General features: G+C 61.8%; 18 protein-coding genes. 13 read left to right on the top strand and 5 right to left on the bottom strand.

The genetic code is table 11. The annotated features are described in order from the left end of the window. The first annotated feature begins 2 nt into the window (after positions 1-2). Genes mutS through QLQ16_RS04945 form a run of 3 tightly spaced genes read left to right on the top strand, consistent with a single transcriptional unit; the run spans position 3 to position 4,281 of the window. A complete protein-coding gene (gene mutS / locus QLQ16_RS04955; protein ID WP_283223586.1) occupies positions 3-2,639 on the top strand; it encodes a DNA mismatch repair protein MutS in 2,637 nt (878 codons plus the stop codon). Between the two features lie 11 nt (positions 2,640-2,650). Next, a complete protein-coding gene (locus QLQ16_RS04950) occupies positions 2,651-3,478 on the top strand; it encodes a proteasome-type protease (protein WP_283223585.1) in 828 nt (275 codons plus the stop codon). Continuing rightward, the gene (locus tag QLQ16_RS04945) at positions 3,478-4,281 is read left to right on the top strand and encodes an alpha/beta fold hydrolase (RefSeq protein WP_283223584.1); all 804 of its coding nucleotides are present in this window, start codon (positions 3,478-3,480) and stop codon (positions 4,279-4,281) included. The genes QLQ16_RS04950 and QLQ16_RS04945 overlap by 1 nt, the downstream gene beginning before the upstream one ends. Here the strand turns inward: QLQ16_RS04945 and QLQ16_RS04940 are convergent, their stop codons facing one another. Beyond that, positions 4,282-5,172: an undecaprenyl-diphosphate phosphatase gene (locus tag QLQ16_RS04940; RefSeq protein WP_283223583.1), complete on the bottom strand. Its 891-nt coding sequence runs from the start codon at positions 5,170-5,172 to the stop codon at positions 4,282-4,284. 83 nt (positions 5,173-5,255) lie between these two features. Here QLQ16_RS04940 and QLQ16_RS04935 point away from each other — a divergent pair, with 83 nt between their 5' ends. Further along, positions 5,256-5,771 carry a retropepsin-like aspartic protease family protein gene (locus QLQ16_RS04935; protein ID WP_283223582.1) on the top strand — a complete coding sequence of 172 codons (516 nt, stop codon included), beginning with the start codon at positions 5,256-5,258 and terminating at the stop codon, positions 5,769-5,771. 35 nt (positions 5,772-5,806) lie between these two features. Here QLQ16_RS04935 and QLQ16_RS04930 read toward each other — a convergent pair whose 3' ends face one another. Continuing rightward, positions 5,807-6,187: a hypothetical protein gene (locus QLQ16_RS04930; RefSeq protein ID WP_283223581.1), complete on the bottom strand. Its 381-nt coding sequence runs from the start codon at positions 6,185-6,187 to the stop codon at positions 5,807-5,809. 163 nt (positions 6,188-6,350) lie between these two features. On the opposite strand from QLQ16_RS04930, the gene QLQ16_RS04925 reads away from it, so the two are divergent. Beyond that, a complete protein-coding gene (locus tag QLQ16_RS04925) occupies positions 6,351-8,177 on the top strand; it encodes a glutamine--tRNA ligase/YqeY domain fusion protein (protein ID WP_283223580.1) in 1,827 nt (608 codons plus the stop codon). 18 nt (positions 8,178-8,195) lie between these two features. Continuing rightward, positions 8,196-8,813 (top strand): pyridoxamine 5'-phosphate oxidase family protein, encoded by a 618-nt coding sequence (locus QLQ16_RS04920; RefSeq protein WP_283223579.1) that lies wholly within the window; start codon positions 8,196-8,198, stop codon positions 8,811-8,813. An 8-nt stretch (positions 8,814-8,821) separates the two neighbouring features. Here QLQ16_RS04920 and QLQ16_RS04915 read toward each other — a convergent pair whose 3' ends face one another. Further along, entirely contained in the window at positions 8,822-9,481 is a 660-nt protein-coding gene (locus QLQ16_RS04915) for an SOS response-associated peptidase (RefSeq protein ID WP_283223578.1), read from the bottom strand. An 86-nt stretch (positions 9,482-9,567) separates the two neighbouring features. On the opposite strand from QLQ16_RS04915, the gene QLQ16_RS04910 reads away from it, so the two are divergent. From QLQ16_RS04910 to QLQ16_RS04880, 7 genes are all read left to right on the top strand, one after another. Next, on the top strand, positions 9,568-10,101 hold the full coding sequence (locus tag QLQ16_RS04910) for a pseudouridine synthase (RefSeq protein WP_283223577.1): 534 nt from the start codon (positions 9,568-9,570) through the stop codon (positions 10,099-10,101). Between the two features lie 47 nt (positions 10,102-10,148). Then, positions 10,149-10,784, top strand: coding sequence for an NAD(P)H-dependent oxidoreductase (locus tag QLQ16_RS04905; RefSeq protein WP_283223576.1), 636 nt, complete (start codon positions 10,149-10,151; stop codon positions 10,782-10,784). Positions 10,785-10,912: 128 nt separating this feature from the next. After that, a complete protein-coding gene (locus QLQ16_RS04900; RefSeq protein ID WP_283223575.1) occupies positions 10,913-11,053 on the top strand; it encodes a hypothetical protein in 141 nt (46 codons plus the stop codon). Positions 11,054-11,095: 42 nt separating this feature from the next. Next, entirely contained in the window at positions 11,096-11,767 is a 672-nt protein-coding gene (locus tag QLQ16_RS04895) for an RluA family pseudouridine synthase (RefSeq protein WP_283223574.1), read from the top strand. A gap of 135 nt (positions 11,768-11,902) precedes the next feature. After that, positions 11,903-13,048, top strand: coding sequence for a L,D-transpeptidase Cds6 family protein (locus QLQ16_RS04890; RefSeq protein WP_283223573.1), 1,146 nt, complete (start codon positions 11,903-11,905; stop codon positions 13,046-13,048). Further along, complete coding sequence (locus tag QLQ16_RS04885) at positions 13,018-14,391, top strand: L,D-transpeptidase family protein (RefSeq protein ID WP_283223572.1); 1,374 nt, start codon at positions 13,018-13,020, stop codon at positions 14,389-14,391. Before QLQ16_RS04890 ends, QLQ16_RS04885 begins: the two co-directional genes overlap by 31 nt. 15 nt (positions 14,392-14,406) lie before the next feature. After that, entirely contained in the window at positions 14,407-14,697 is a 291-nt protein-coding gene (locus QLQ16_RS04880; protein WP_283223571.1) for a 2Fe-2S iron-sulfur cluster-binding protein, read from the top strand. A gap of 63 nt (positions 14,698-14,760) precedes the next feature. Here QLQ16_RS04880 and ntrC read toward each other — a convergent pair whose 3' ends face one another. Together ntrC and glnL are read right to left on the bottom strand one after the other, a co-directional pair. Beyond that, positions 14,761-16,248, bottom strand: coding sequence for a nitrogen regulation protein NR(I) (ntrC, locus tag QLQ16_RS04875; RefSeq protein WP_283223570.1), 1,488 nt, complete (start codon positions 16,246-16,248; stop codon positions 14,761-14,763). Positions 16,249-16,268: 20 nt separating this feature from the next. Continuing rightward, the gene (glnL, locus tag QLQ16_RS04870) at positions 16,269-17,333 is read right to left on the bottom strand and encodes a nitrogen regulation protein NR(II) (RefSeq protein WP_283223569.1); all 1,065 of its coding nucleotides are present in this window, start codon (positions 17,331-17,333) and stop codon (positions 16,269-16,271) included. Position 17,334 lies beyond the last annotated feature (1 nt).

The raw sequence follows: 17,334 nt of genomic DNA, 5'->3' as shown, positions 1-17,334 counted from the left end.
CCATGACCGCGCTCGACCTGAGTGCCCACACCCCCATGATGGCCCAGTACCTGGGCATCAAGGCGGAGTTCCCTGACACGCTGGTGTTCTACCGCATGGGCGACTTTTACGAGTTGTTCTTTGCCGACGCCGAAAAAGCCGCTGGCCTGCTCGACATCACCTTGACCCGCCGTGGCCAGTCCGCTGGCCAGCCCGTGCTCATGGCGGGCGTGCCCTTTCACTCGGTCGAGACGTATTTGGCCCGGCTCATCAAGCTGGGCGAGTCGGTGGCCATTTGCGAACAAGTGGGCGATGTCGCCACATCCAAAGGCCCCGTCGAGCGCAAAGTGGTGCGCGTGGTCACCCCAGGCACCCTGACCGACACCGAGCTGCTGTCCGACAAGAGCGAAGCGATTTTGCTGGCCGTTCACCAAGCCGCCAAAAACCGCTGCGGCCTGGCATGGCTCAGCGTCACGCAAGGCGTGGTGCACCTGGCCGAATGTGCGCAAGACGAGCTGGCCGATTGGGTGGACCGCATCGCGCCCAGCGAACTGCTGGCCAGCGCGGGCATGACGCCCACCTTTGAACAAAAACTGCGCAGCCTCAAAACCACAGGCCGGGGCAGCTGGGCATTGGCCCTGCGACCCGACTTTCAGTTTGACGCGGGCCTAGGTCAACGTAAGCTGCTCGAGCAACTGCAAGCCGCGTCGCTGGCCGCCTGGAGCGCCGACGCCCTGGCCGACGCCCACGCCGCCGCCGCCGCTCTGCTGACCTATGCCGAACACACCCAAGGCCGCAGCCTGCCGCATGTGCAGCGGGTGCAGGTGCAGCGCTCGGACGCGCTCATTGACCTGCCCGCCAGCACCCGCCGCAACCTGGAGCTGACGCAAACATTGCGCGGCGAAAGCGCTGCCGATTCGCCCACGCTGTTTGCCCTGCTCGACTCCTGCATGACCGGCATGGGCAGCCGCCTGCTCAAAAGCTGGCTGCTGAGCCCACCACGTGACCGCCAGGCCGCGATCGCCCGCCTGCAAGCCCAAGCCGTGTTGCGCGGCGAGAGCGGTGCTGGCCCCTGGAGCAGCCTGCGTGAACAGCTCAAAGGCGCGAGTGATGTGGAGCGCATCACCGCCCGCACCGCACTGCGCCAAGTGCGCCCGCGCGAACTGGTGGCCTTGCGCCATGCGCTGGTGCGTGCGGCGTCGCTGTCCTCACAACTGCAAGCCCTTCAGCCTGAGCCCGGCACTTTGTTGGCCGGCATGGCCCGCTGGCTCACGCCCCCCACGCATTGCGCCGAACTGCTGCAAATGGCCCTGCTCGAAGAGCCCGCCGCGCTGGTGCGCGACGGCGGCGTGATCGCCGACGGCCTAGACGCCGAGCTGGACGAGCTGCGCGGCATCCAGACCAACTGCGATGCTTTCTTGCTGGACCTGGAAACCCGCGAGAAAGAACGCACCGGCATCGCCAACCTGCGCGTGCAGTTCAACAAAGTGCACGGCTTTTACATCGAGGTCACGCAAGGCCAGCTCGACAAAGTGCCGGACGACTACCGCCGCCGCCAGACCCTGAAAAACGCCGAGCGCTTCATCACGCCCGAGCTCAAGACCTTTGAAGACAAGGCCCTATCGGCACAAGAACGCGCCTTGGCCCGCGAGAAGTGGCTCTACGAAGGCCTGCTCGACCAACTGCAGCCCTATGTGCCCGCGCTGACTGCTTTGGCGCAGGCCATGGCCAGCCTGGACGTGCTGTGTGCACTGACCGAGCGCTCGCTCACCCTCAATTGGTGCGCACCCGAGTTCACCAAAGAACCCTGCATCGAAATCCGCCAAGGCCGCCATCCGGTGGTGGAGGCGCGGCTGGCTGAAATGTCCGGCGCCAGCTTCATCGCCAATGACACGGTGCTGGGCACCCGCCAGCGTTTGCAGATCATCACCGGCCCCAACATGGGCGGTAAATCGACCTATATGCGCCAGGTGGCACTGATCGTGCTTCTGGCCAGCATCGGCAGCCACGTGCCCGCCAGCCGCTGCCGCCTCGGCCCCATCGACGCCATCCACACGCGCATCGGTGCGGCCGACGACCTGGCCAACGCCCAATCGACCTTCATGCTGGAGATGACCGAAGCCGCGCAAATCTTGCACAGCGCCACGCCCCACAGCCTGGTGCTGATGGACGAGATCGGCCGCGGCACATCGACTTTTGACGGCCTGGCCTTGGCCAGTGGCATTGCCACGCACCTGCACAACAAAACGCAAGCCTTTGCGCTGTTTGCCACGCACTACTTCGAGCTGACCGAGTTCCCGGCCACCCACACCGCCGCCGTCAACATGCACGTGAGCGCGGCCGAATCGGGTGCGTCGATTGTGTTTTTGCACGAGCTGCAGCCCGGCCCCGCCAGCAAGAGCTACGGCGTGCAAGTGGCCCGCTTGGCGGGTATGCCTGCGGCCGTGCTCAACCACGCCCGCCACGCCCTGAGCGCCCTGGAAGCCGGGGCCACTGAAAGCCGCCAACAGGTGGACCTGTTTGCCGCGCCACCCGAGGCCGAAGCCGCAGGCCCCTCGCCTGTGGAAGCCGCTCTGGCCCAAATCAACCCCGATGCGCTCAGCCCCCGCGAAGCGCTCGATGCCCTGTATGCCTTGCAGCGTTTGCTGCCCAAAAATTAAAGAGTTGGTTCATGACTTATTGCGTTGCCGTCAAAACCCGCGCCGGTTTGGTGTTCCTGTCCGACTCCCGCACCAATGCGGGCCTGGACCAGATCAGCACCTTCCGCAAAATGATCGTCTATGAAAAAGCAGGCGACCGCTTCATGGCCTTGTTGTCGGCGGGCAACCTGAGCATTTCGCAATCGGTACGCGAAGTGCTGCAGATCGAAAAACTGGTCGAGCCCGGCCAGGACGAACCGCTGACCATCTGGAACGCCAAGAGCATGTTCGACGCCACCCGCGTGCTGGGCGCGGCCGTGCGCCGGGTGTACGAGCGCGATGCCGCTGCGCTGCGTGCCTCGGGCGTGGAGTTCAACGTGTCCATGATCTTCGGCGGCCAAATCGGCAGCGAAGGCATGCGCCTGTTCCAGGTCTATTCGCCCGGCAACTTCATCGAAGCGACCGACGAAACGCCCTACTTCCAGATTGGCGAATCCAAGTACGGCAAGCCGGTGCTGGACCGCGTCATCACCCCCAACACCCCGCTGGACGAAGCGGCCAAATGCGCGCTGGTGTCGATGGACTCGACGCTCAAATCCAACCTGTCGGTCGGCTTGCCGCTGGACATGGTGGTCTACAAAGCAGGTAGCCTGCAAACCGACCGCATCATGTGCATCGACGAGCACAACCCCTACTTCCAGATGCTGCGCAGCAGCTGGGGCGACAAGCTGCGCCAGATGTTCGACAGCATCGAAGACCCGATGTGGAACGGCGGCGCGACCGATGTGCCGCTGATGGTGCCTGCCGCCCGCAATGCGCTGCTCAAGAAGATCACCACGCCGGATGAAAAACTGATCTGATGCGCGCTCGGATCGTCTTTTCCCACGGCAACAGCTTCCCGGCCAGCACCTACGGCGTGATGCTGGACAACCTGCGCCAGCGCGGGTTTGAAGTGGCCGCCATTGAGAAATTCGGCCACGACCCGCAATACCCTGTCACCAACAACTGGCCGCACTTGGTGCAGCAGCTGGCGGACTTTGCACGCGCGCAACAAGCCGACGGTACCCCCGCCTTTTTGGTGGGCCACTCGCTGGGCGGCATCTTGAGCCTGATGTGCGCTGCCCGTCACCCCGAGCTGGCACGCGGCGTGGTCTTGATCGACTCGCCCGTCATCGGCGGCTGGCGTGCCACCACCTTGGGCTTGGCCAAACGCACACCGTTGATTGGCTCACTTTCGCCCGGCCGCATCAGCCAAAAACGCCGCAACCACTGGCCCAGCGCCGAGGCCGCGCTCGAGAGCTTTCAGCACAAAAAAGCCTTCACCAAGTGGGACCCGCAAGTGCTGCGCGACTACATTGCGCACGGCACGCACGACGAGGGTGGTCAGCGCGTCTTGAGCTTCGAGCGCGAGGTGGAAACCGCCATCTACAACAGCCTGCCGCACAAGCTCGACAGCCTGCTCAAACGCCACCCGCTCAAATGCCCCGCCGCTTTCATCGGCGGCACACACTCGAGCGAAATGCGCCAAGCCGGCATTGACTTGACCCACAAGGTCGTGAAAGGTCGCATCATGATGCTGGACGGCTCCCACCTCTTCCCGATGGAAAAACCCATCGCTACAGCTGCAGCGATTGAGGCTTCGCTGCGCAACATGGGCGCTTGATCAAGCAGCCCAGGTCACCAAGCCGCTGTAGCTGCTGCCCAGCACCACCAGACCGAACACGATCCGGTACCAAGCAAACACCTCGAAGCTGTTGGTCGAGATGAACTTGAGCAGCCAGCGCACACACACCCAGGCGCTCAAAAACGAAAACACCAGGCCTACCGCAAACATGGGCGCGTCGGCCATGCTGAGCAAGGCACGGTCTTTGTACAGGCTGTAAGCCCCGGCACCAATCAACGTGGGAATCGCCAGGTAAAAAGAAAAATCGGTCGCCGCCTTGCGCGACATGCCCAGCAGCATGCCGCCGATGATGGTCGCGCCGCTGCGGCTGGTGCCCGGAATCATGGCCAGACACTGCACCAGACCCACTTTGAGCGCATCGCGCCATGTCATATCTTCTACTGTGGGAATCTTCGGCCCTTTTTGCTTGAGGACCGCATCAGCAACGCCATCTGTGTTCGATTCAACGGGCACATAAACATAGGCAGATGCATTTCGCCTCTCAACCCACAAAATGATGAAACCGCCAATGATGAAAGTGGTCGCCACCACCTCGGGCGTGAACAAGTTCGCCTTGATCGCTTTGCCAAACAAGAGGCCCAGAAGGACTGCGGGCACAAAAGCAATGAACACATTCAGGGCAAAACGCTGCGCATCGGCGCTGCGCGGCAAGGCCCGCACCGTGCTGCTGATCTTTTGCCAATACACAATGATCACGGCCAAAATCGCCCCGGTCTGGATCGCGATGTCGAACACCTTAGCCTTGTCATCGTCGAAACCCAGCAAAGCCCCCGCCAAAATCAAATGCCCGGTGGACGAGATCGGCAAGAACTCGGTCAAACCCTCGACCACGCCCATCACGGCGGCTTTCAGCAACAACATCAGATCCACAAACGCTCCTCGATAAGTGGGGAGATTATCGTTGCTGGTGGGGGGAATCTCGGCTCAGCACATCACAAGCTATATTGCTCGTTGTGCCACCAACCAAACTTCAGCAAACCGCCCGCCTCGGCGCCTTGGCCATCGCCGCCGTCTGGCTGGCTGTGGCCGGGGTGTTGTACCTGGTGTTTGACCAGATCGAGCAAAAGCGCCAGGCCAGCCTCAAGCCTTATGCGCTCAGCTCGGGTGATTTGGTCATTCCGCGCCAGCGCGACGGGCATTTCCATGTCGAGGGAGAAGTCAACCGACAGCCCGTGCGCTTTTTGGTGGACACCGGCGCCAGCCATGTGAGCGTGAGCCAGGCGCTGGCCACCCAAGCCGGGCTGCCTGAGGGCCAAAGCATCACCTTGCACACCGCCAACGGCCAACGCCCCGGCCAACTGGTACGCAGCGTGCCCGTGCGTGCGGGGCACCTGGTGCTCAACGACACCAGCGTGACTGTGGGCCTGAGCGGTCTGCAACCCGAACAAGCGCTGCTGGGCCAAGCCTTTTTGAAGCACTTTGACGTGGAAATACGCCGCGACGAGATGGTCCTGCGGCAGCGTCCCTGAAAATTGGCCGCCTCATAACCGTTCAAGATGCATGATCAGCGGCGCCCATCGTGCCGACGGTCCCACACACCCCGCACAGGTCCACCATGTTGAGTCCGGTATTGGCCGCGTTCATGGCTCCAATGGCGACCGTCACTGCCATGGCCCCAGCCATGAACCGACGCAGCCACACGGGGCACAAACACCACCCGAGGGGGAGGCGGGGGTGCGTAAATCACACGGGGCGACGGGGCGTAAATCACCGGGCCAGGCACCCCGACTTGGGTATAAACCGGGAAATGGCCGATGCGTGAATGCACCGCCACCGAAGGCTCGACCACCACCGGATGGGCGCAGCCCACTTGTGTGAAGGCAGCGCCCAGCAAACCCAGCACGCAAGCGGCTTTGGACATTGAGTGTTTGACAGAAAAACGCATGGCAGAACTCCTGGTTGCGGGGCGGCCCATTTGAAAAACCGCCGCCCCTGCACCTCAAGCGCGGCAGCCCCGCGTTTGGCCGACCGCCAGGTCTTCACAATGGTGTCCATTCGTAACGTGCCGGGGCGGGTTTCGCCCCTGGCAAGCCCTAAAATCGAGCGCTATGACCGCCCCCACCCCCAACGACACGTCTTCTGACCACAAAGTCAGCAACTTCCTGCGCCAGATCATCCAAAACGACCTGGACAAAGGCACCTATGCCAGCCGCCGCTGGGCAGGCAGCCCGGGCGACGCCGCTCACCACGCTGCGGGCGAGCCCGACCCGGCCAAGATCCGCACCCGCTTTCCGCCCGAGCCCAACGGCTACCTGCATGTGGGCCACGCCAAAAGCATCTGCATCAACTTCGGGCTGGCCAAGGAATACGGCGGCGTGTGCCACCTGCGCTTTGACGACACCAACCCCGAAAAAGAAGACACCGAGTACGTCAACAGCATCATCGACGCCGTGAAATGGCTCGGTTTTGACTGGGCGCAACTCGGCCAAACTGCCGGAAGCGCCGCGCCCTACCAAGCCAGCGACTACTTCGACTTCATGTACCGCGCCGCCGAAGCGCTGATCGAAGCCGGTCACGCCTATGTGGACGAACAAAGCGCCGAAGACATGCGTGCCAACCGGGGCGACTTCGGCAAACCCGGCGTGGACAGCCCCTTCCGCACCCGCACCGTGGCAGAAAACCTGGCGCGCTTCCGCGAAATGCGCGACGGCAAGCTGGCCGATGGCGCTGCCGTGCTGCGTGCCAAGATCGACATGGCTTCGCCCAACATCAACCTGCGCGACCCGGCCATCTACCGCATCCGCCGCGCCACCCACCACCACACGGGCGACACCTGGTGCATCTACCCGATGTACACCTTTGCCCACCCCATCGAAGACGCGCTGGAGCAAATCACCCACAGCATCTGCACGCTGGAGTTTGAAGACCAGCGCCCGTTTTACGACTGGCTGATGGAGCGGCTGTGCGAGTGCAAGCTGTTGGCTGCGCCAAGCCCCAAACAATACGAATTTGCCCGCCTGAACCTGACCTATGTGATCACCAGCAAACGCAAGCTGGCGCAACTGGTCAACGAAGGCAAAGTCAGCGGCTGGGACGACCCGCGCATGCCAACAATAGTGGGCCTGCGCCGCCGGGGCTACACGCCCGAGAGCCTGCGCCTGTTTGCCGACCGCATTGGCGTGACCAAGAGCGACAGCTGGATCGACTACAGCACTTTAGAGGGCTGCCTGCGCGAAGACCTGGAAAACAAAGCCCACCGCGGCATGGCCGTGCTCGACCCCGTCAAGCTCGTGCTGACCAACTGGGCCGAGGCCTTTGGCAGCGACGGCTACACCGAAGCCTGCACCCAACCCGCCCTGCCCCACTCGGCCATAGCCGAAGGCCAAACCCCGCCAGCCGACCGCACGTTCCTGATCGGCAAAGAGGTGTGGATCGAGCGAGAAGACTTTGAAGAAGTGCCGCCCAAGGGCTACAAACGCCTGTTCCCCGGCAACGTGGTTCGCCTGAAAGGCGGCTACGTGATCGAATGCACCGGCTGCGCACGCGACGCGGCAGGCAATGTGACCGAAGTGCACGCCAAGGTGATCCCCGGCACCAAGAGCGGCACGCCCGGCGCCGACAGCGTCAAAGCCAAAGCCGCCATCACCTGGGTGGCCGTGGCCGACGGCGTGCAAGCCGAAGTGCGCCTGTACGACCGCCTGTTTGCCGAAGCGCACCCCGACGCGGGCGGCAAAGACTTCTTGCAATCGCTCAACCCGGACAGCTTGAAGGTCGTTACGGCCTACGTGGAGCCGTCATTGGCCGCCGCGCAACCGGACCAGAAGTTTCAGTTTGAGCGCTTTGGGTACTTTGTAGCGGATCGCTTGGACCATGTGGCGGGTAGCAAGCCTGTGTTCAATAAAGTGACCGGACTCAAAGACAAATGGGCAAAGTGAGCGCCCCTGAACTTAACCATGCTCATCACCACCCTCCCCGCCCTGCGCCAGCTCTACGGCCCCGCCCGTGAGCGTTCGCTCAAGAAGGAAATTCCAGCGCTGGACACGCATGCGGTGCGCTTCATTGGTTTGTCGCCCTTTGTGGTGCTGGCCAGCAGCGATGCGGATGGGCACATGGACGCGTCGCCGCGCGGGGGCGATGCGGGTTTCGTCAAGTTGCTGGACGCTCAAACTCTGCTGGTGCCCGATGCACCGGGCAACAACCGGCTGGACACGCTGGAAAACATCATCGCCACCGGGCGGCTGGGTTTGCTGTTTTTGGTGCCGGGGTTTGACGAGACATTGCGCATCAATGGCCGCGCTGTGCTGTCCACCGACCCGGCCGACTTGGCCCTGTGTGCCGATGCGCGGCGCACGCCTGCGCTGGCCATTCGCGTGACGGTGGCGTCGGTGTATTTGCACTGCGGCAAGTCGCTGATGCGCTCGCAGCTGTGGGATGCCTCGCGCCACGCCGACCGGGCGCAACTGCCCAGCATGGCCGAGATGATGCGCGACCAGATCCGCGCCTTCAAAGGTGAAGAGATCGAGGCCGAAACCCAGGCGCAGATGCTGGAGCGTTACCGGCAGTCGCTCTGATAAGTGGCTTACTTTTTTTGCACCGGATTGGCCAGCAGCAAGTTGGCCGGATAGGCCCGCATGAATTCGCGGGCCTTGTCGATCGGAGCGCTGAGCCAAGCGCCCCAAGCGCCTTCGTTCAAGATGGCGGGCATGCGTTTTTCGTTGCCGTTTTGGCCATAGCGGTTCATCAGCGCGTGGCTGTTGGCGTTGACCGTCAGCAAGGTGAAGCTGGTGATTGCTTCACCGTCTTTGGCCCAGTGTTCCCACAGCCCGGCCACGCCCATGGGTTTGCCGTCCACCCGGGCGATGCGGGTGGGCACGGCTTTGCCGCTGCGCCAGTCGTCTTCCAAAAAAGCCTGCATCGGGATGATGCAGCGCTGGCCTTGGAGCCAGGTCTCGCGCGTGGGCGTGGCGGTGCTCATGGTTTCGTAGCGGGTCACGGCCAGTTTGGTTGAGCGCAGTTTGGCATCCGACACCGACTTGACCCAGGTGGGCACCAGACCGAACTGGCCTTGGGCCAGTTCCATCTGCAGCGGCGCATCGGCTGGCACCGTCAGGGCCTTGCGGATGAAAAAGCCTTGTTTGCGTGGCCAGACTTCTTTGTCCAGCAGGGTTTCAGGGGCCAAAACGCCAAAGGCTTCGGCATACAGGTCGGCACTTTTCAGGCATTCGTATTGGGAACTCATGCGGGGATGCTAACCGACCCACCTTGGCGGACCTGAAGGTGTCGACCTGTAAAAACCAGGCCCAGCGAACTGATACGCTCAAGCCCATGCTGATCCGTTTCAACAAACCCTATGGCGTGCTCAGCCAGTTCACCCCCGAGGGGCGCTGGCAGGGGCTCAAGGACCACATCGACTTGCCCGGTGTGTACGTGGCCGGTCGCCTGGACGCCGACAGCGAGGGCTTGCTGTTGCTGACCGACGATGGCCAAGAGCAAGCCCGCATTGCCGATCCGCGTTTCAAGATGGAAAAAACCTATCTGGTGCAGGTCGAGGGCGTGGTGGACGACAAGGCGCTGACCGCGCTGGCGCGGGGCGTGACGCTCAACGATGGCCCCACCCTGCCCGCCCGCGCCCAAGCCGTGGCGCCACCGGCCGACCTGTGGCCGCGCAACCCGCCCATTCGCGAACGCAAGAACATTCCAACTTCGTGGCTGGAGCTGTCGATTCGCGAGGGCCGCAACCGCCAAGTGCGCCGCATGACCGCCGCTGTGGGCCTGCCCACGCTGCGCCTGATCCGCATCGCCATCGGGCCTTATCACCTGCGTGACCTGCCCACAGGCACATGGCAGCAGGTGGCCTAGGCTTTCAGACACAATCAAGCATCTCTTCAAACCCACAAGGAAAAAACATGTCCGATTTGCTGAACAAAATGCAGTGGCGCTATGCCTGCAAAAAGATGGACCCGAGCAAGGTCGTGCCCCAAGACAAAGTGGACCGCATCGTGGAAGCCGCCCGCTTGGCCCCCACATCGAGCGGCCTGCAGCCCTTTGAGGTGATCGTGGTCAGCAACGCCGCCGTGCGCGCCCAGATCCAGCCCAAGGCCTACAACCAGGCCCAGGTGACCGATGGCTCGCACCTGCTGGTGTTTGCCGCTTGGGACAACTACACCGCCGAGCGCATCAACCACATGTTCGACCTGACCAACGCCGAGCGCGGCGGCACCAACGAAGGCTGGGAAAACTACCGCAAGATGCTGCTGGCCAATTACCCCAGCCGCGATGCCAAGGTCAACTTCGAGCATGCTGCCCGCCAGGCTTACATCGGACTGGGTGCGTCCTTGATCGCTGCCGCTTTCGAAGAAGTGGACGCCACACCCATGGAAGGCTTTGAGCCTGCCGCAGTGGACGAGATCTTGGGCTTGGCTGCACGTGGCCTGCGCAGCGTGGCCATTGTGCCGCTGGGCTACCGCGCCGAAGGCGACTGGTTGGTGGGCCTGAAAAAGGTGCGCCGCCCACGCGAGCAGTTCGTGACCGAAGTCAAGTGATCTGCGTCTGACAGACCACGCAAGTGGGTCTGATCTGCATCCATGGGGGCCTCGGCCCCCATTTTTGTGGGCCGTTGTGCCTTAACATCAAGGCATTCCCACTTTGGGATGACCACCAAGGAAGCATCATGGCCAAAGGCGAACAACGCAGCAACAAAATGGCCAAGAAGCCCAAAAAGGACACGGCGCCTCCCAAGACCTTCACCTCGGACCGCCCCATGGCGCCCACCACGTTTGTGGCCCCACGCGGCAAAGTCAAACCCTCCTGATCCTCTGGCCTGGCCGGCCATCAGCGGCCCCTGAATTTTTCGATGACCCCGATCCATGAAGACGAGCACCTGCTGGTGCTTGCAAAACCCAGCGGTTTGCTCTCTGTGCCCGGCCGCGGCCCGGACAAGCAAGACTGCCTGTCCAAGCGCGTGCAAGACGTCTACCCCGAAGCCCTGATCGTGCACCGGCTAGACCAAGACACCTCGGGCTTGTTGATCATGGCCCGGGGCATCGAGGCGCAGCGCCGCCTGAGCCGTTTGTTTGAGACACGGCAAGTTCACAAACGCTACGTGGCCGTGGTGAGCGGTCACCCCGAGCAAACGCAAGCGGCACAGACGGCCGACAAAGAAGGCTGGCGCACCATCGACGGCCCCATCTTGCTGGACTGGGATCGGCGGCCCATCCACATCATCCACCCCGACGGCAAGGCCAGCCGCAGCCGCTGGCGCGCCTTGCAAACAGGCGAGGCCGCCACGCTGGTGGAGCTGGAACCCGTGACGGGCCGCACGCACCAGCTGAGGGTGCACATGCAAAGCATCGGCCACCCCATGCTGGGCGACTCGCTGTATGCCCCGCCCGAAACCAAGGCGTTGAGCCCGCGCTTGCTCTTGCACGCGCAGGAGTTGGCGTTTCCGCACCCTTTCACCCATGCAGGCATGACGTTCAAATTGCCCGCCGCATGGTCTGCGCACGCACCGTTTTCGACCGCCTGATATCAACTGGAACCTACGGGCGTTGATCTCGCCTACAACTGGTTACAATTCACAGGTTTCGAAAATACCTGTGTGGCTATGCTGTTTGATCAAAATTTGCCGTCTTCGGCGGCACCAAAGCATTCATATTCCAGGGTGTTTTGGACGCTCCATTGGGCTTTAGGCCTCGGCATTGCCCTCACGACTCAGGCGGGCGCCACGCCACAAGACAGCATCAAACAAGCCATCCAGGCCGGTCAGCTGGAGCAGGCCTTGAAAATGGTTCAGCAAGAGCGCCAAAACACCCCCAAAGACGCACAGATGCGGTTCCTGGAAGGCGTCATCCAAGCCCAGCAAGGCCAAACCGACAAGGCCATTGACACCTTCAAGAAGCTGACGGAATCCAACCCCGATTTGTCCGAGGCCTACAACAATTTGGGCGTCTTGTATGCTGCCAAAGGAAAGCTCGAAGAGTCTCGCGCCAACCTCGAAAAAGCGCTGCAAACCCATCCCAGTTACGCCGCAGCCCACCGCAATTTGGCGGACGTGCAAAGTCAGTTGGCCAAACAAACTTATGCCAAAGCTTTGCAAGTGGACAGCAAAGTCAAAAACAGCACCCCCCAATTGACTTTGCTGGGCAGCATCGATGCCCCCAAACGCCCACCGGCCGCCACGGTCGTTGCAGCAGCACCTGCACCCGCGACAGCGCCCGTCGCAGCTGAGGCTGAAACACCCAAAACAGCAGCGGCCGCCATCACAGCCCCCAAGCCCACAACCGTGGCACCACAGGTCACAGCGGTACCGACACCCGCTGCGGCAGCTAAGCCTGTGTCTTCCGGTGCGGCGTCATCCGTCACAGCAGCGGCCAAACCCGTGCCGCCCCCGCCTGCAGCCCCCGTGGTGGCAGTGCCCAAGCCAGAGCCCACAACCCCCAAAGACGATACGTCAGCAAAGCAAGCCAAAGCCGATGCCGCTGACATCCGCAGTGCTGTGGCGGCCTGGGCCAAGGCATGGAGTCAAAAGGACATGAACCGCTACCTGGCGGCCTATGGCAGCAGCTTCACGCCACCCGAAAAAATGACGCGCGCCAAGTGGGAAAGCGATCGCCGGTTGCGCATCCTCTCCAAGAAAACCATCAGCGTTGACATCAAAAACCTCAAGATCGAAGTGTCTGGCAGCAAGGCTACAGCCCAATTCCAGCAGGTCTATGAGTCGGACAACTTCAAAGGCAACAGCCACAAGACCCTGGAGTTGCTCAAGCAAGGTGACCGATGGCTGATCACTCGCGAGACGGTGAATTGAGCTTGAACCGATTGCCCCATCGACAGGCAGGACGTCAATCGAAAGGCTTTTGGCGCCTGCGGTGGGCGGTGCCATCTTTGTTGGTGATCGCCTGTGGCGTGGCTGCATGGACTTTTTCTGATCACCGGGGTCTGGCCGAAAGTTGGCAACAGCGTTTTCACACTTCTGCGCCTGCCCTGCGCTGGAAATTGGAGTTCGACCCCAGCACACCAGCCACCGTGATCCAGGCCCAAGACCCCGAAACCTTGGTCCGACAAATTTACCAACACTTGGGTGAAGGCGAGCGTTCACAGGCCTTGGAGACGGCACGCGCACTCGCCACGCAATTTCCAAATTTTCAATTGGGGCAGTTGTTGTACGCTGACTTGCTCAACATCAGCGCCCTTCAGCCTTTGCAAGGTTCAGACTTGGACATGGATGCCCAGCCGTCGGCCATGCGGCGCCTGGAAGAATTGTTGCTGGAAGCCAAGCGACGCATCACCCGCCCCTCACCGCAAGACCTTCAAGGCCAAGTTCCCGCATCGGTGGCCTTCTTAGCCGCAGAGCAACCCTATATTGCGGCCGTCGATGCCTCCAAGTCCCGCCTTTATTGGTTTGCCAACCGCACCGGACAAGATGGGCTACTGAAGTTGGAACTCATCAAGGAAACCTATGTCTCTGTGGGCATCAATGGCGTCGGCAAAATCAAAGAAGGCGATGGCAAGACACCCCTGGGCGTTTATTTTGTCCAACGAAAACTGCCCGGCGCAACCTTGCCCGACTTGTTTGGCGCTGGTGCATTGACGTTGAACTTCCCCAACGCGGTGGATGCGATGCGCAACAAAACCGGCTCGGGTATTTGGTTGCACGGCACACCCAGCGCGCAGTATTCCCGAGCGCCAGAAGCGACCGATGGCTGCGTGGTGATGGCCAATGCCGACATGGACGAATTGTTGCGCTTGCCTGATTGGCGAATGACACCGGTGGTGATTGCCGACAAACTCGATTGGATCCATGCCGGTCAGTCTTCATTGGCCTACAAGAGCTTCAAGCCGACCTTGGAAAATTGGCGATCTGACCGCCTAAAAGCCGACATTGTCAAACTGAAAACCTATTACAGCCCGCGCTTCGAGCGTGACGCTTTGGACTTCGACCACTGGTGGCCCAAGCTGGCCCAAAATGTATCGGGTCAACGCAAGCCCCTGCAAGTTGTTTCAATATTGCATTGGAACGATGGCGAAGACACCATGGTCGTGACCATGAGCGATCAAACCAGCCATCACAAGGGACAACCGCTCTATTGGCGGACTTATTGGCAACAAGAAGAGGGCCAATGGAAGTTGGTCTTTGAAGGTCCCGCTTGAAGCGGCTTGGCAGGCATGACCGCAGATCTTTTATTTTTCAATGCCCGCATCACCCCCGACGCCTGCTTTGACGCTTGGCGCGAGCAAAGCCTGCTGACCAGTCTGGAGCAAGGCGGTTTGCAGTGGCCCAGCTCTTGCCGCAATGGCACTTGCCGCACCTGCATCGGCCACCTGGTTTCAGGCCAAGTGCGCTACGACATGGATTGGCCTGGACTGACCCAAGAAGAGCGGGCCGAAGGCTGCGTGCTGCCTTGCGTGGCCATCCCCGTGAGCGACGTGGTGCTCAAGGACCCCTTCAGCGATTGATAACGGCGGCAAGCGGCTGAAACCGACGGACAAAAGCGGGACCGCTCAGGCCACGCCTGTCCTTTACTCGTCGATGCCCAGTTCCTGGATCTTGCGGGTGATGGTGTTGCGTCCAATGCCCAGCTTTTGCGCCGCCTCGATGCGCCGCCCCCGTGTGGTCGACAAAGCCGCCTGAATCAGGCTGGTTTCAAAGCGACGGCTCAGCACATCCCACACATCGGTGCGACCGCTGTTGAGCAAGGCCAGGGCTTCTTCTTCGAGGCCCGATTCCCACACGGCACTGGGGCTGGACGCCCCCATGCTGGCCGAAACAGGCACGGCGGCCACAGACACCGCCTCGGGTGCCGTTGCGGCGGGCGCCATCGCCTCGGGCACGGCAGGGCTTGCGGTGGCCAGCACTTCGGGCGGCAAATCCTTGAGCTCAATGACTTGCGCTGGGGCCATCACCGTGAGCCAGTGGCAGATGTTCTCCAACTGCCTCACGTTGCCCGGGAACTGGAACTGGCCCAGCTTGTCCATGGCCGTTTCGGAGATCCGCTTGGGCTCCACACCCAGCTGCTGCGCACTGCGCTGCAAGAAGTAACGCGCCAGCATGGGCACGTCCTCGCGCCGCTCGCGCAGCGCAGGCAAGCGCAAGCGGATGACGTTCAGGCGGTGAAACAAGTCTTCGCGGAACACGCCTTGTTTGACGCGCTCTTCCAAGTCTTGGTGGGTGGCGGCAATCACGCGCACATTGGCCTTGACGGCGCTGTGCCCGCCGACGCGGTAGAAATGGCCATCAGACAAGACACGCAACAAGCGGGTTTGCAAATCGAAGGGCATGTCCCCGATCTCGTCAAGGAACAAGGTGCCGCCATCGGCTTGCTCAAAGCGGCCACGGCGCGAGGCCTGAGCGCCTGTGAAAGCGCCCCGCTCGTGACCGAACAATTCGCTTTCCAGCAGGTCTTTGGGGATGGCGGCGGTGTTGATCGCCACAAAAGGCTGGTTGGCGCGTGGCGAGTGCTTGTGCAGCGCGTGCGCCACCAGCTCTTTGCCCGAGCCCGACTCGCCCGTGATCAGCACGGTGACATGGCTTTGGGCCAAACGGCCGATGCCTCGAAACACGTCTTGCATGGCGGGCGCCTGGCCCAGCATTTCGGGGGCCTCCACCAGTTTTTCTTCGGCCACGTCTTCACGTTGGCTTTCACCGACGGCGCGGCGGATCAGCTCGATCGCTTTGGGCAAGTCAAACGGCTTGGGCAGGTACTCAAAGGCCCCGCTTTGGAACGCGGAGACGGCACTGTCCAGGTCGGAAAACGCCGTCATGATGATGACGGGCAAACCCGGCATGCGCTGCTTGATGGTGGCCAACAGGTCCAGGCCCGAGCCGCCGGGCATGCGGATGTCACTGACCAACACTTGAGGGCCGTCACGCCCTTCTTCGGAGTCCAAGGCTTTCAGAACTTCACGCGGGTTGGTGAAGCTGCGCGTGGGCAAGCCTTCGCGCAGCAATGCTTTCTCAAGCACAAAGCGGATGGATTGGTCATCGTCTACGATCCAGATCGGCTTCATCTGCGGGGGCTTTCTTTGGTTCAGGGCAACGGAATCAAAATTTTGAAGTCCGTACGACCGGGCTCGCTCTCACACTCGATCATGCCGTGGTGTTGTTGCACAAAGGTTTGTGACAACGTCAGCCCCAGGCCCGAGCCGCCTTCGCGCCCCGAGATCAACGGGAAGAAAATGCGGTCCTTGATCGAGTCTGGTACGCCAGGCCCGTTGTCGATGACATGCAATTCCAATGCCAGGCGGTAACGCTGCTTGCCAAACGTGACTTGCCTCAAGATCCGGCTCTTGAAAGTGATCTGTCCATCGCCTTGCGAGATGCGCTCTGACAAGGCCTGCGCCGCGTTGTGCGAAATGTTGAGCACCGCCTGAATCAACTGTTCGCGGTCCCCCCGGAACTCGGGGATCGAGGTGTCGTAATCGCGCACGACCTTCAAGCCCTTGGGGAACTCGGCCAGGATCAGGGACCTGACGCGCTCACACACCTCGTGAATGTTCACATCGCCCACCACATGGGGCCGGCGGTGCGGCGCCAGCAGGCGGTCCACCAGGGTCTGCAAGCGGTCCGCCTCGTGGATGATGACCTGGGTGTACTCGGTGAGTTCTTTGCTGCCCAGCTCCATCTCGAGCAATTGGGCCGAGCCACGGATGCCGCCCAAGGGGTTCTTGATTTCGTGCGCCAGGTTACGGATCAGCTCCTTGTTGGCCAGGGCCTGCTCCAGCAAGCGCTCTTCGCGCTCTTGGCGGGTTTGCTGCTCGACCGGCAGCAACTCGATGATGACCTCTTCGGGCCGGTCTGAGGGGGCCACGATCATGTGCACGGGCAAGGCATCGCCGTGGTGGATGCGGTTGAGCAAGGCCTCGTAGCGCAGGGCCGCAAATTCGTTCGAGCGGGCGCCGATCAGCGCATTTTTCAGGGGCTGAGGGTCTGCAAAAAAGTCGGGCAAATAAGCGCCGTTCAGGCTGCGGCGGGACATGCCCATCACGTCTTCCAGGGCGGCGTTGACGAAACTGATGTGCCCTTCGCCTTCGATCACGGCGATGGGGGTGGCCAACAAATCGAAGGCCTGAAAACGGGAAACGGGTAAAGACATG

It is taken from the genome of Limnohabitans lacus (genome assembly GCF_030053395.1).
In the GTDB taxonomy this organism is placed as follows: domain Bacteria; phylum Pseudomonadota; class Gammaproteobacteria; order Burkholderiales; family Burkholderiaceae_C; genus Limnohabitans_A; species Limnohabitans_A lacus.
This window is presented reverse-complemented; position numbering and strand designations above follow the sequence as displayed.

What these genes read in the sequence shown, in the direction of transcription:
- QLQ16_RS04910 (WP_283223577.1), top strand. Translation starts at nt 9,568, where the DNA reads ATGCTGATCCGTTTCAACAAACCCTATGGCGTGCTCAGCCAGTTCACC.
- QLQ16_RS04915 (WP_283223578.1), bottom strand. Translation starts at nt 9,481, where the DNA reads ATGAGTTCCCAATACGAATGCCTGAAAAGTGCCGACCTGTATGCCGAA.
- QLQ16_RS04945 (WP_283223584.1), top strand. Translation starts at nt 3,478, where the DNA reads ATGCGCGCTCGGATCGTCTTTTCCCACGGCAACAGCTTCCCGGCCAGC.
- glnL (WP_283223569.1), bottom strand. Translation starts at nt 17,333, where the DNA reads ATGTCTTTACCCGTTTCCCGTTTTCAGGCCTTCGATTTGTTGGCCACC.
- QLQ16_RS04930 (WP_283223581.1), bottom strand. Translation starts at nt 6,187, where the DNA reads ATGCGTTTTTCTGTCAAACACTCAATGTCCAAAGCCGCTTGCGTGCTG.
- QLQ16_RS04920 (WP_283223579.1), top strand. Translation starts at nt 8,196, where the DNA reads ATGCTCATCACCACCCTCCCCGCCCTGCGCCAGCTCTACGGCCCCGCC.
- QLQ16_RS04880 (WP_283223571.1), top strand. Translation starts at nt 14,407, where the DNA reads ATGACCGCAGATCTTTTATTTTTCAATGCCCGCATCACCCCCGACGCC.
- QLQ16_RS04895 (WP_283223574.1), top strand. Translation starts at nt 11,096, where the DNA reads ATGACCCCGATCCATGAAGACGAGCACCTGCTGGTGCTTGCAAAACCC.
- QLQ16_RS04900 (WP_283223575.1), top strand. Translation starts at nt 10,913, where the DNA reads ATGGCCAAAGGCGAACAACGCAGCAACAAAATGGCCAAGAAGCCCAAA.
- QLQ16_RS04925 (WP_283223580.1), top strand. Translation starts at nt 6,351, where the DNA reads ATGACCGCCCCCACCCCCAACGACACGTCTTCTGACCACAAAGTCAGC.
- ntrC (WP_283223570.1), bottom strand. Translation starts at nt 16,248, where the DNA reads ATGAAGCCGATCTGGATCGTAGACGATGACCAATCCATCCGCTTTGTG.
- QLQ16_RS04950 (WP_283223585.1), top strand. Translation starts at nt 2,651, where the DNA reads ATGACTTATTGCGTTGCCGTCAAAACCCGCGCCGGTTTGGTGTTCCTG.
- QLQ16_RS04905 (WP_283223576.1), top strand. Translation starts at nt 10,149, where the DNA reads ATGTCCGATTTGCTGAACAAAATGCAGTGGCGCTATGCCTGCAAAAAG.
- mutS (WP_283223586.1), top strand. Translation starts at nt 3, where the DNA reads ATGACCGCGCTCGACCTGAGTGCCCACACCCCCATGATGGCCCAGTAC.
- QLQ16_RS04885 (WP_283223572.1), top strand. Translation starts at nt 13,018, where the DNA reads ATGGCTGATCACTCGCGAGACGGTGAATTGAGCTTGAACCGATTGCCC.